General features: G+C 50.1%; 10 protein-coding genes. 8 read left to right on the top strand and 2 right to left on the bottom strand.

What is annotated here, in order from left to right:
* Positions 1-4 precede the first annotated feature (4 nt).
* Both ABD949_RS21305 and ABD949_RS21310 read left to right on the top strand, forming a co-directional pair.
* Entirely contained in the window at positions 5-2,035 is a 2,031-nt protein-coding gene (locus ABD949_RS21305) for a M13 family metallopeptidase (protein WP_345246805.1), read from the top strand.
* A gap of 67 nt (positions 2,036-2,102) precedes the next feature.
* Positions 2,103-2,927, top strand: a complete 825-nt coding sequence (locus tag ABD949_RS21310; RefSeq protein WP_345246807.1) for an NAD(P)H-binding protein — start codon at positions 2,103-2,105, stop codon at positions 2,925-2,927.
* On the opposite strand, the gene ABD949_RS21315 is transcribed toward ABD949_RS21310, so the two are convergent.
* Positions 2,924-5,248, bottom strand: a complete 2,325-nt coding sequence (locus ABD949_RS21315; RefSeq protein WP_345246809.1) for a TonB-dependent receptor — start codon at positions 5,246-5,248, stop codon at positions 2,924-2,926. The genes ABD949_RS21310 and ABD949_RS21315 overlap by 4 nt on opposite strands.
* A 382-nt stretch (positions 5,249-5,630) precedes the next feature.
* Between ABD949_RS21315 and ABD949_RS21320 the strand changes: the two genes are divergently transcribed.
* From ABD949_RS21320 to proC, 6 genes are all read left to right on the top strand, one after another.
* Complete coding sequence (locus ABD949_RS21320; protein ID WP_345246811.1) at positions 5,631-6,146, top strand: RNA polymerase sigma factor; 516 nt, start codon at positions 5,631-5,633, stop codon at positions 6,144-6,146.
* A 155-nt stretch (positions 6,147-6,301) separates the two neighbouring features.
* Positions 6,302-7,831: a phytoene desaturase family protein gene (locus ABD949_RS21325; RefSeq protein ID WP_345246813.1), complete on the top strand. Its 1,530-nt coding sequence runs from the start codon at positions 6,302-6,304 to the stop codon at positions 7,829-7,831.
* Between the two features lie 15 nt (positions 7,832-7,846).
* The gene (locus ABD949_RS21330; protein WP_345246815.1) at positions 7,847-8,683 is read left to right on the top strand and encodes a phytoene/squalene synthase family protein; all 837 of its coding nucleotides are present in this window, start codon (positions 7,847-7,849) and stop codon (positions 8,681-8,683) included.
* A 167-nt stretch (positions 8,684-8,850) separates the two neighbouring features.
* Positions 8,851-10,341, top strand: coding sequence for an Asp-tRNA(Asn)/Glu-tRNA(Gln) amidotransferase subunit GatB (gene gatB / locus ABD949_RS21335; protein ID WP_345246817.1), 1,491 nt, complete (start codon positions 8,851-8,853; stop codon positions 10,339-10,341).
* A 2-nt stretch (positions 10,342-10,343) separates the two neighbouring features.
* The gene (locus ABD949_RS21340; RefSeq protein WP_345246819.1) at positions 10,344-11,468 is read left to right on the top strand and encodes a redoxin domain-containing protein; all 1,125 of its coding nucleotides are present in this window, start codon (positions 10,344-10,346) and stop codon (positions 11,466-11,468) included.
* A 134-nt stretch (positions 11,469-11,602) separates the two neighbouring features.
* Positions 11,603-12,406 (top strand): pyrroline-5-carboxylate reductase, encoded by an 804-nt coding sequence (proC, locus tag ABD949_RS21345; RefSeq protein WP_345246821.1) that lies wholly within the window; start codon positions 11,603-11,605, stop codon positions 12,404-12,406.
* Positions 12,407-12,436: 30 nt separating this feature from the next.
* On the opposite strand, the gene purB is transcribed toward proC, so the two are convergent.
* Positions 12,437-13,777 carry an adenylosuccinate lyase gene (gene purB / locus ABD949_RS21350; protein ID WP_345246823.1) on the bottom strand — a complete coding sequence of 447 codons (1,341 nt, stop codon included), beginning with the start codon at positions 13,775-13,777 and terminating at the stop codon, positions 12,437-12,439.
* Positions 13,778-13,781: the final 4 nt, after the last annotated feature.

Consider the following 13,781-nt stretch of genomic DNA (forward strand, 5'->3'; position numbering starts at 1 on the left):
CAACATGAATAAACAAACCACAATTTTAGCTGTGGCTGTGCTGTCCGTGGGGATGCTGTCCATGACGCCCCCGGACAAAGATCCTAAAAAGAAGTTTATTGACCGGGATAACATGGATTTGAGCGTAAAGCCCGGCGATGATTTTTACACCTACGCCAACGGTAACTGGCTCAAGAAGAATCCGGTACCAGCCTCCAAAACCAGTTGGGGAAGTTTTCACGAGCTGCGCGATAAAAGCGCCCAGGCTCTGAAGAGTCTGCTCGAAGATGCTGGCAAAAACACCAGCAAAGGCCGTTTGCAGCAAATGGTTGGTGACTATTACGCCAGCGGTATGGATAGCGTAACCATTGAGAAATCAGGTTATACGCCTATTAAGCCCGAACTGGCCCGCATTGATGCCTTAATAGACCTGAATAGTGTACTAGACGAAATGGCTTACCAGCGTACTCAGGGTAATGGTATGCTGTTTGGCTTTGGTGTCAGCCAGGACCGCCGGAACGTTAATAAATACATTCCTCAACTTGGACAAGGCGGTACTACCCTTCCCGACCGCGATTATTACCTGAAAAACGACGCTCGCAGTCGTCAGGTACGCGATGCTTACCGCGATCACCTAACCAAGATGTTTGCGCTGCTTGGTGAGACACCCCAGCAGGCTACCCAAAGCGCGGCTACCGTACTGCGGCTGGAAACTGCATTGGCTCAGGCACAGATGAGCCGGGTAGAAATGCGCGACCCGCAGAAGACCTACAATAAGTTTACGGTAACGGATTTTTCCAAAACGACACCAACCCTCAGCTGGAACCGGATTTTAGACCAGTTTGGGGCCAAAAAGCAGGATACCATTCTGGTCAGCAATCCCAGGTTTTTCCGCTCTGTCGATAGCCTGCTAAGCGCTACGCCTGTTGCCGACTGGAAGACCTACATGAAATGGAACATCGTGTCTGATGCTGCGCCTTACCTGAGCAGCCCGTTTGTGAAACAGAACTTTGAGTTTAGCAAGGTACTAACGGGCCAGAAAGTACAGACACCCCGCTGGGAGCGTGTGAGTGGTCTCGTTGACCGTCAGTTAGGTGAGTTGCTGGGTCAGTTGTACGTGCAAACGTACTTCAAACCGGAAGCGAAGGAGCGCATGGTCAAACTGGTGGATAACCTGGAAGCGTCGTTCAAAGAGCATATCAACGGTCTGGATTGGATGAGCCCTGAGACCAAGAAGCGAGCCTTAGGTAAACTGACTTCGTTTAAGCGGAAGATTGGCTACCCGGATAAGTGGGAAACCTACGAAGGCGTAACCATCAAACGCAACGACTTCTACGGAAATGTAAAGAGTGCGCGCAAGTGGGCTTACAACTACAATGTCACTCGCCTGGGCCAACCGGTTGACCGTACCCGCTGGGGTATGACACCACCAACCATCAATGCCTATTACAACCCGGTCAATAATGAAATTGCCTTCCCGGCGGGTATCCTGCAATTTCCGTTTTTCGATGCGGAAGCCGATGACGCCATCAACTATGGTGGTATTGGTGCTGTAATCGGACACGAGATGACGCACGGTTTTGACGATTCTGGTCGCCAGTACGATGCCGACGGTACCCTGCGCGACTGGTGGACCAAAGAAGATGCTGATAATTTCAAGCAGCGAGCTGATAAGGTAGTAGCTCAGTTCTTCGGCTATAAAGTGCTGGATACCCTGAGTGTAAACGGCCGCCTGACCCTGGGCGAGAATCTGGCCGATTTAGGCGGTCTGGCTATCGCTTATGATGCCTTCAAAAAGACCAAGCAAGGGCAGTCTACTGAGAAGATCAACGACTTTACGCCCGACCAGCGGTTCTTCCTGTCGTGGGCGCAAGTCTGGCGGGCAAATGTATTACCTGAAACACAGGCTCAGCTGATTCTGACGGATCCGCACTCGCCGGGTCGTTACCGCTGCAATGGACCCGTCTCGAATATTGATGCCTGGTACCGGGCGTTTAACGTTCAGCCGGGCGACAAGATGTACAAAGCGCCGGAAGACCGGATTCGCGTCTGGTAATTGTTAATCGAATACATACTTGAAAAAAGCCGTGGCCAAAGCTGCGGCTTTTTTACTTTTGCAGCCTATGCACACGACAATCAGTATACTGGGGTGCGGCTGGCTGGGACTACCGCTGGCTGAAAAGCTCATCAGCGATGGCTATACCGTAAAAGGCAGCACTACATCGGCCGAAAAGCTGCCGTTGCTGAATGCCAAAGGTATTGACGCTTATCAAATACAGCTTACCCCTGAACCGCAGGGAAATTTGGCAGCGCTGCTCAGCGCCGATATCCTGTTGATCGATATACCGCCCAAAGCCGGCCGGTTTGGTGAGGCATTTCATCCGGACCAGGTACAGGCGGTTGTTCAAGCAGTACGGCAATCTCCGGTTAGGCGGGTTCTGTATATAAGCTCTACCTCGGTCTACCCGGAACTGAATCGGGAAGTAACAGAAGAGGATGTCATACGTGTGGAGCAGTCGGCGGCTCCGGCCCTGGTGCAGGCGGAACAACTGGTACAAAGCCTGACGCCGGAACAGCAAACTACCATCTTACGCTGTGGCGGCCTGATGGGCTACGACCGTATTCCGGCTAAATACATCGCCGGCAAAACCGTAGATAGTGGCGCTGTGCCCGTCAATTATATCCATCGCGATGATGCAGTAGGAATTATTACTGCAGTTATAAAGCAGCAGTTAACCGGAGTATTCAACGTAGTAGCGCCGGAGCACCCGACCCGCGAGGAAATTTACAGGCGAAGTTGTGCAGATTTTGGATATGCCTTGCCAATGTTTATAGAATCAGACAAATTTATTCCGTACAAAATAGTCAGCAGTAAGAAACTCAGCGAGGTTACTAGCTATAAATTCAGGTACCCCAACCCGCTCGATTTTTACTATAACAAAATTTAAAACTGCCATTTAACCCGCACCGAAAGATTCCGGCCTAACTCATCAGCAAAATACCGGAAACGGTTCAGGTAATCGCGGTAGGTAACGTCGAACAGATTCGTTACCGTCACGCCAAGCTCCAACTGCTGATGTTCACTCAGCGGCAGCATACCGCCCGCTGATAAGTTCCATAGGCTATAGCCTGGTGGGGGGGGCATAAAATCGCTGTTGGCCGGCACCCGGTTCTGACGTGCAACCGACAGATTGCCCATACTTAGGTACGCATCCCGAAACCCGCCCGCTTTGGCTAGTTCATAACGAAGAGCGTTTTCCCAACGGTTGGGTGGTATCATCACGATGGACTGGTTTTGCCGTACATCCTGTACGTACAGGTAAGATGGCTTGGTGGTCCAGTTGAGGCCTGCGAGCAATTTTACGTTCACTGTTGCATCAAAGCCGGTGTAAAGGGCATCAGTCTGTGTATAGCGGAAATAAGGAAAGGCACCCCGGATGGTTAAAATTGGTGTTTCCTGTGGCTTCAAATAGATATAGTTGCGGATGGAGTTATAAAAAATGTTCACCTCAGCCTGCACCCGCTGACCCTGATAGTCACTGCTCAAACTATAATTATAAGCCATTTCTGGTCGAAGGGTAATGTCACCCTGTTCGTAGGCCGCTGCGCCATGATGCACCCCTTCGCTGAACAATTCACTGACGTTCGGGGCCCGCCAGGCAGTTCCGGCATTGAAGCGTAACTGCCATTTCTCCTGCACCGAATACGTCGTGCCCAGCGTTCCGGAGCCGGAGTTAAATATGAAAACCGGCTGGTCCAGCACGCCGTTAACATACCAGAATGCCTGCATATGGCGCAGGTCGTAACGCAGACCCGCTTCCCACTCCCACTTACCGATGCGCAGCTTCTCAATCCAGAATAACCCTGTATTGTACAGACGGAAATTAGGAATCAGCGGCCGGCCGTTCATGATATTAAATTGATACAGACCGCTGATGCCGGCGGCACCACTCAGCTTGCCAAAAGGGCGGTGGGTATACGCCAGGTCGCCGGTGTAGGTGGTAAGCCGGAAGCGGAGTTCAGGACGGTTAAGTCCGGCGAGGGAGTCGTTGCGTGGCCGGTGCAGATCATACTCCCTGCGGTCGTCGAACTGCCGCGCCAGTGTAAAGGTCCATTCTCCACCTGCGGAGGGCTTCAGGGTTGTTTTCCACTTCAGCAAATCATGCTGAATCTGCTGGTACGGACGCCCGATCTTATAGCTGAAGCTGGTCTTTACCAGTGGCTGTCTGGTCTCCAGTACCTGCTGCAGGTCAGTGAGGCTGCCGATATGAGAGCCGGAGAAAATACCAATTCTGGAATTAAAGCGGCTGTAAAATAATTCATTACGCCAGCTTCCGGTTCGGTAACCGACGGAGGCCGAAAAATTTTGCTCAGCCAGGCCGGTATTATCCAGATAATAGGCCGGGGTTTGCAGATTACCGCCCCGTTTCAACGTACCCTGTAGCCGCCAGCCAAATGCACTTGCCTTACCAAAAGCCCCTTCGGTTTGCAGCGAGGCTACCCCCTGACGGCCATTGGTGAAGCCAACCATATTTAGCGATCCGTGTAAGCCAGGCTGGGTAGGTAGTGGGGCAGGTTCTACCAGCACGACCCCTCCAATGGCATCGGAACCGTAGCGCACTCCTGAGGCACCTTTAATAACGGTAACCCGGTTAGCTACAAACGGGTCAATCTCAGGGGCATGTTCTGAGCCCCACTGCTGACCTTCCTGCCGGATGCCGTTATTCAGGATCAGCACCCGATTGCTGTGCATTCCGTGAATTACCGGCTTGGTTATGTTTGCCCCCGTTTGCAGGGTAGTGACCCCACTGATCGCCCGTAGCGCATCGCCCAGTGACTGTCCACGGGTTTGCTCCAGGTTCCGGCCTTCAAGGCTGGCGATAGTCTGGCTGTTAAGGGCATCGGTGCGTTGGGCCGTTACATTGACGTTGTTCAAGTGAATAACCTCTTCCGGCAGCAGCAAGTCCTGCTGTTCAGCAGTATCGGGATGATCAAGTTTAATAGACTGCTGAACTTCTTTGTAGCCGACAATCCGGCTGAGCAAGGTGTATTGACCCTGACAAAGCTGGTCAAGCCGGTAAGCGCCGTTAATGTCGGTCACGGTACCCTGACCTGTTTCTTTGATCAGGACGGTAGCACCTGGAATGGGCTGGCGAGAGTCCTTATCCAGCACAACGCCTTTCACAAAACAGTGGCAGGTTGACTGTGCCCAGGTGGGGAATACAGTCCACACTCCAAAAAGCCACACAAAAATTCGGAAAAGCGACATGTAAACAGGGTAATTATCAATGGTAAGCACAAAATTACTGCTTATTCGCAACATTGTTGCAATTTAAACGGCTGACTTACCCCTATGTTTAGCTTTTTCACCAAAAATTATTAGAACGACATTAGAACTTGTTTATGTTTTAGCGAGGAATAGTTAAACAGAAGTTGAAGGACACATTCCACAGTGTGTGGGGAAAATTCCACACTTTGAGATCAACACCTCAACAAATTGTTGGGCCGTTTACAAATAAAACGCATATTTAAACAGCTGAAATTGACGTTTTTGGGGGTGAAACGGTATTCAGGAAAAAAAAATTGGCAGGATTGGTTGCTTTTTTGTTTAAGTCCTGTATAAATTTGGTTCAACAAAAATAGATACAACCATGACAGCGCTTGAATTCACCTATCATATTGGCAAAGTGTCGAAGTCGTTACGGCCATTCGCTCTCCGGCTGACGAAGGATGTGGAAGATGCCAACGACTTGTTACAAGACACGCTGTTGAAAGCTTTTACCAATCGGGATAAGTATACGGACGGTACAAACCTGAAAGCCTGGTTGTACACCATTATGAAGAATACATTCATTACTAACTATCAGCGTATGGTTCGTAAGAATACCTTCATCGATACAACCGATAATTTACATTACATTAACTCGCTGGATAGCAGCACCGATAATACAGCTTACTCAACCTTTGCTCAGGAAGATATCAACCGTGCGGTTAACGGACTGGATGAAACCTACCGCACTCCGTTTATGATGCACTTCCGGGGATTTAAATATCATGAAATTGCGGCAAAATTGGACATACCTATTGGTACTGTGAAAAATCGTATCCATATTGCACGTAAAGAACTGAAAGACAAGTTGAAGGTTTATGCCCATCTCAACGTCTAAGCACCAGGCAATCCAAATCGCTCCGGCGATCGTAGATATGATTGAGTAGTTTTTGGTTAAAAAAGAGGAAGGTTCCGAAAAGTTAGATGGTTTCCGTCTAACTTTTTTGGTTTTTAGCCAAACGTATACACCCCCGCCCGTATTTGTACCTGTAAATGAGTCAACCAAAACGTATTATTGTCATTGGATCAGGCTTTGCCGGTCTATCGGCCGCAACCAGCCTGGCCGATAAAGGCTTTGCCGTAACCATTTTCGAAAAAAATGAAATGCCCGGCGGACGGGCCAGAATTTTCCAGGCCGAGGGCTTTACCTTCGATATGGGGCCGAGCTGGTACTGGATGCCTGATGTGTTTGAAACCTACTTCGCCCGATTCGGTAAAAAGCCGTCTGATTACTACAATCTGGTCCGGCTAGACCCATCTTACTCGGTTATTTTCGGTCCTGATGACGCCATTGACCTCCCCGCTGATTTTAATCAGCTAAAACAACTGTTTGAGAGTATTGAGCCCGGTAGCGGAGGTCGGCTCGACGAGTTTTTGCGGCAGGCTGCCTATAAGTATGAGGTGGGTATCCACAAGTTCGTCTGGAAGCCCAGCCGCTCTATTACCGAATTTATGAGTCCGCGCCTGTTGTATGATGTCCTGCGGCTCGATGTCTTTCAATCGTTTGCCAGTCACGTCCGCAAGTTTTTCAGTAATTCTAAGCTGCTTCAGTTAGTGGAGTTCCCAATTCTGTTTCTGGGTGCTACGCCGGAGAATACACCAGCCATGTACAGCCTGATGAATTATGCCGAAATGACCATGGGCACCTGGTATCCGATGGGAGGTATGCATGAGATTGTAAAGGGTATGGTTAGCCTGGCAGAGGAGAAAGGTGTGCAGATTCTGCTAAATCATACGGTAGAGCATATTGAGGTTGTTGGCCGGTCGGCCCGGCGGGTGATTACGGATAAGGGGTCTTTTGCCGCTGATGTGGTGGTGGCCGGGGCGGATTACAATCATGTCGAGACCAATCTGGTTGACGCTGAATTTCGTAACTATAGCGATACCTACTGGCAAAAACGGGTTATGGCACCCTCGTCGCTGTTGTTCTATCTGGGAGTAAACAAGCGGGTGCCGCGTCTGCGACACCATAACCTGTTCTTTGATGAAGATTTTACGCTCCATGCGCAGGAGATTTATGAAACGCCCCGCTGGCCCAGCCGCCCACTGTTCTACGTTTCGGCTCCGTCGGTTACTGATCCCGGCGTGGCACCCCCCGATTGTGAGAATTTGTTTATTCTGATACCCGTGGCCCCCGATTTAGATGACCCCGAAGAAACCCGGGAGCATTATTTTAATCTGGTCATGGATCGGCTTGAGACGTATACAGGTGTAACTATTCGTAACCATCTGATATACAAGCGAAGCTATGCACATCGGGACTTTAAAACCGATTATAATGCGTTCCGGGGAAATGCCTATGGGCTGGCTAACACGCTGTTTCAGACCGCGTTTCTGAAGCCGGGCCTGAAAAACAAAAGGTTAAACAACCTGTTTTACACAGGCCAGCTTACTGTACCAGGGCCGGGTGTACCTCCTTCGCTGATTTCGGGATTGGTTGTGGCGGATGAAGTTGCGAAGGATTTTGCGAGTAACCACTTGAAACCTAATAAACCACTGACTCCCCAAACGAGCCAGGCGTAGTAACACTTTTTGGGTATGATGGCATTATTTAATCAAACGGCGCTGGAATGCAGTAAACTAATTACGGAGCATTACAGCACCTCTTTCACCCTGGGCATCAAAACGCTTGACCGGCGTTTTCACCTGCCCATTTACGGCATCTATGGCTTTGTTCGCTACGCTGACGAAATTGTGGACACCTTCTTCGACTATGACCAGAAAACCTTATTCGAGCGCTTTAAAAAAGACACGTATCTGGCACTGGAAGAAGGCATTAGCCTGAATCCCATTCTGCAGTCGTTTCAACTTGTTGTTAAAGAGTACAACATTGATTATGGGTTAATTGAGGCATTCCTGAAAAGTATGGAGATGGATCTCTATTGCCAGGATTATGATGCAGTCGGATACCAGGAGTATATTTATGGATCGGCCGAGGTGGTCGGACTGATGTGCCTCAAGGTATTTTGTGAAGGAGACGTAAGTATGTATGAACGCCTGAAAGAACCTGCTCGTAAACTTGGGTCCGCTTTTCAGAAAGTAAATTTTCTGCGCGACCTTAAAAGTGACTATGTAGACCGGGGCCGTGTGTACTTTCCCGGAGTTGATTTCAGCGATTTCAGTCGTGATGCCAAGCATTTAATCGAAGAAGACATTCAGCGGGATTTCGATGAAGCCTACCTGGGTATCCTGAACCTGCCCCGCGGTGCCCGTATGGGGGTTTATCTGGCCTACTCGTACTACCAGACATTATTCAACAAAATAAAGCGCTTACCGGCTTCTCGTATTCAGGAGGCACGGATACGCGTACCTGATACGAAAAAGATAGCTATACTGGCTGAGACTTACCTTAAGTACCGCCTGAACGTTATCTGATATGTCATAAATTTTACTCCAGCTCCAAATAGCACCAGCCTGACGACTTTTAATCAGGTTGTATGTGCAGGTTATACACGAGTTTCCTTCTGTTTGGCGGCAGTTTTTCCCCTGCTTTCGGTTATCTTTGTTGAAAATCACGTATTTTCAGTAAACCAACTGTTGGCATGGTTGCAGACGCCATACTGTCGCCGGACACCCTGGCGAAATATGAGGCCGTTATCGGGTTAGAGGTACACTGTCAGTTACTTACCCATAGTAAGATCTTCGCGGCCGATGCAAATGTGTTTGGCCACGAGCCTAATACCAATATCAGCGTTATCACCCTCGCACATCCTGGTACATTACCCAAAATAAATCGTCAGGCCGTTGAGTTTGCCATTCGGATGGGCTTGGCCTGTGGCTGCGCGATTACCCGCTATAACGTTTTCGCCCGTAAGAATTACTTTTACCCTGACCTGCCGAAAGGTTATCAGCTCTCACAGGACAAAGGACCAATTTGCGTGGGAGGTGGTATTCCGGTAAAAGTTAAAGATCCTGTTACCGGTGAACCTTACGAAACAACCATCCAGATTCACCATATTCACCTGGAAGAAGACGCCGGAAAATCCATTCACGATGCCGATGACTGGGCCACCTGTCTGGACTACAACCGTGCCGGCACACCCCTGATTGAAATGGTGACGGACCCGTGCATCCGTACCGCCGAAGAAGCCGGGGCCTACCTGACCGAAGTTCGCCGACTGGTACGCTACCTCGATATCTGCGACGGTAATATGGAAGAAGGCTCCCTGCGTTGTGATGTTAATATATCCATCAGGCCGAAAGGCGTTACGGAGTTAGGTACGAAGGTTGAAGTTAAAAACCTCAACTCAATCCGAAATGTGCAGCGGGCCGTGGAGGTAGAATTCCGGCGTCAGGTTGAGCTTACCGAAACGGGCGGGCGCATTATTCAGGAAACGCGGACGTTTGACGCCAGTGCCGGTCGTACGTACGGTATGCGTGAGAAAGAAACGATGAATGACTACCGCTACTTTCCCGACCCTGATCTGTGTCCGGTTGTTATATCGGATGAATGGCTGGCACGTATTCAGGCTGGAATGCCGGCATTACCTCAGGAGTTGTACCAGAAGTTTGTTAGCCAGTATGGCCTGCCGGAGTATGATTCGGCGCTGTTGACCGATGCTAAAGAACTGGCAGCGTATTTTGAAGATGTCTGCCAGTATACCCAGAACTATAAAGCGGCATCAAATTGGATTATGGGAGCGGTAAAGGCACAGTTGAACGAAAAGACGTTGCGGGACCGTCAGTTTCCGGTGACCGCCACCGCCCTGGCCTCCCTGATTCAGCTGATTGATGAAGGAACCGTAAGCCAGACCGCAGCGCAACGAATATTTACATTAATGACCGAGCAGCCGGGACAAACACCTGCGGAGCTTGCTCAGGCACACAATCTTATCCAGAACCGCAATACCGATGCCCTGCAAACGTTGGTAGAAGAGGTGTTGGCTGCCTGGCCCGACAAAGTTCAGCAATACAAAAAAGGCAAGAAAAACTTGCTGGGTCTATTTGTGGGCGAAGTTATGAAGAAGTCCAAGGGCTCGGCCGACCCCAGGCTGGTTAATCAGTTGATTATTCAGAGTCTAGCGCAATCATAAATATGAGAAATCTACTCGCCCAAACAGCCCTGCTACTGGCTGTCGGCTTTTCTGCCGTTGCGCAGAAAGAAGTTACCATCACCGGGAAAGTGAAAAGCGCCAGTCCCGGTAGCATGGTGTACCTGGAAGCTAACGGACAACCCCCCGTGCGGCTCGATTCGACCCGATTAGATAACAACAATTCGTTTTCTTTTAAAACAAACCGCTTAGCCGATGGTGGTGGAGTTTATCTGCTGAACATCGCCAATGCCCAACGGACGGTGTTGCTGCTGGAGGGAGGGGAAACCCTCAATGTTACGGCGGATGGCTACCAGGTGGACCCGAAAACGGGTCAAAAGGGTAACCTAACTGTGACAGGGTCAAAAAATATGACTCATTATCAGCAATTAATGGACCTGAAGTCGAATATGGATAGCCGCGTCGCTGAGTGGAACAAGCAGTATGCGGAAGCTAACGAGAAGAAGGACCAGAAGAAGATGCAGAAGATCCAGCAGGATTATGAAGCCGCTGAGAAACAGATGGTGAGCAAAGTGAAGTCGATGCTGCCTGAAATGGGTACCTCTCTGGCTGCTCTGTTTGCTACTAACTTTCTGAACGTCGATAATGACTTCCCTACACTCGACTCACTGGCAACCCGTTTTGAGCGGGAGAATCCCAACAGTCCACAGGCAAAAGCCTTTATTGGCAACATAGCCCGTATTCGGGGGGTAATGGTCGGCTCGTTGGCACCGGATATCGAGTTAAACGACCCCGCCGGTAAGCCGGTGAGCCTGTCGTCGCTCCGCGGCAAATACGTGCTGATTGATTTCTGGGCTTCCTGGTGTGGTCCCTGCCGGATGGAGAACCCGAACGTGGTGAGAATGTACAATAAGTTTAAAGATAAGGGTTTTGCCATCTATGGCGTTTCGCTTGATCGGGGCAAAGATGAGTGGGTAAAAGCCATTGAGAAAGACGGTTTGTCCTGGACGCACGTATCAGACCTGAAGTTCTGGCAATCGGCAGCTGCCCAGAAATACGGTGTCAACGCTATTCCTGCTACCTTCCTGCTCGATAAAGAGGGGAAAATCATTGCGAAAAACCTGCGAGGTGAAGCGCTGGAGAAGAAATTGGAAGAAGTGCTTAAGTAAACAGGCCACTTTCTTGCTCAACAAAAAACCCAACTGGTCCCAAAAAATGGGCGGTTGGGTTTTTTGTTGCTGTTTTATTCGGAAGTTTGTGGCCTTTACCAGATTCGTTTTAACCAGCTACTCACTGAAATACCATGAAAATTGCGATTGCCGGTTGCGGAAACATGGGAATGGCGTTCGCCAAATCATTTCTGCAGTACGACCTTGTTAAAAAAGACGACCTCCTGCTCATTGAGAAAAGCACCAGCCGCTGCGAAGCGCTGAAGGCCGAAAAGACCGGCGTTGTCGTGGATACCATTAGTCCTCGGGTATCCGACTACGACCTGATTATCTTATCGGTGAAACCGCAGGATTTTGCCGGCCTGCACGAGGCCCTGCGCGAGGTAATCCGGCCGGAGCAGGTGGTGCTGTCCATCATGGCGGGGATTCCGATTGCCCAGATTCAGGAGAAGCTGAACCACCCGCTGGTCATCCGGGCTATGCCCAATACGCCCGCCATGCTTGGTATGGGAATTACGGGTTTTACCGCGGCTAAAGAAGTTGACCTGAATAATCTCCGCAAAGTCGAAAACCTCATCAATGCGACTGGCCGCTCTATTTTTCTCGAAGACGAAAGCATGCTCGATGCCGTAACGGCGCTAAGCGGCAGCGGTCCGGCTTACTTCTATTATGTGGTGAAGGCAATGGTGGAAGCCGGTAAGCAAATGGGCTTTGACGATGCCGTGGCTGCCCTGCTGGTCAAGCAGACCATGCTGGGGGCTTACCACCTGATCAACACCGCCGACAAGAGCCTTGATGACCTCATCAAAGCCGTAGCCTCCAAAGGCGGCACCACCGAAGCAGCCCTCCGCCAGTTTGAAGCCGGTGCCCTGGCCGATACCCTTATTGCCGGCATTAAAGCCGCGCAGGTGCGGGCTACTGAGTTGTCGAAGGGGTAGTCCTGTACAACGGAATCGTATTCCGTTGTACTACATCCCCGTATAACTAAACGGTGTTACCCCCCGCAACTCATCCTTAACCGCGTCAGATACGTCCAGTCCATCTATAAACTGGCTAATGGTATCTGCCGTAATTTTACTGTTAGTACGGGTAAGGGCTTTCAGTGCTTCGTACGGCTGCGGATAGCCTTCGCGCCGGAGAATGGTTTGAATGCCTTCAGCCACTACAGCCCAGTTTTCTTCCAGATCAGCCCGAATGGCAGCTTCGTTTAGCTCCAGTTTGTCGAGACCTTTCAACAAGGCCTTCAACGCAATCACTGAATGAGCAAAGGGAACGCCTATGTTGCGTAGAACGGTGGAGTCCGTCAGGTCGCGCTGCAGCCGCGAAATAGGTAGTTTGGCAGACAGGTGTTCACAAAGCGCATTTGCCATGCCGAGGTTTCCTTCCGAATTCTCAAAATCGATGGGATTTACCTTATGCGGCATGGCAGAGGAGCCTACTTCATTGGCTTTGATCTTCTGCTTGAAGTAATTCATAGACACGTAGGTCCACATGTCTCTGTCAAGGTCTATCAGGATCGTATTAAGCCGCTTGATGGTGTCAAGCAAGGCTGCCAGCATATCATAATGCTCAATCTGGGTGGTAAACTGGCTGCGGACCATCCCCTGGCTCTCGACAAATTTGTCCCCAAATTGTTTCCAGTCAATGCCTGGGTACGCCACGCGGTGTGCGTTAAAGTTTCCGGTAGCTCCACCAAATTTGGCACTGGTAGGAATAGGAGCCAACAGATTCAACTGTTTCTCCAGGCGCTCACAAAACACCATCAGCTCTTTGCCTAAACGCGTTGGCGAAGCGGGTTGGCCGTGGGTGCGGGCCAGCATCGGAGTGGCCTCCCACTGGGCAGCTAATTCGCCCAGGCGTTGTATGGTTTTTTGATAGAGCGGTATTATTTCGTTTTTGAGTGCATCATCCAACAGCAGAGGAATGGCCGTATTGTTTACATCCTGGGAGGTAAGACCGAAATGGATAAATTCCAGATACTGTTCGTCCAGCTGCCCCTTCAGCTTTTCCTTGATAAAGTACTCAACCGCCTTTACATCGTGGTTGGTAACCGCTTCAATCTCTTTGATACGCAGGGCGTCTGTTTCTGTAAAGGTTTCGTATAAGCCACGTAGTACCGGAAACAGTGTAGAATCTACCGTTTTCAGCTGAGGCACCGGCCATTCACAAAGTGCAATGAAATACTCGATTTCGATGCGAACCCGGTAGCGGATCAGGCCGAATTCAGAAAAATACGGGGCCAGTGCGGTGACTTGCCGGCGATAGCGGCCGTCGATGGGCGAAATGGCGGTGAGGGCTGATAATTCCATGGGA

It is taken from the genome of Nibrella saemangeumensis (assembly GCF_039541915.1).
GTDB lineage: Bacteria > Bacteroidota > Bacteroidia > Cytophagales > Spirosomataceae > Nibrella > Nibrella saemangeumensis.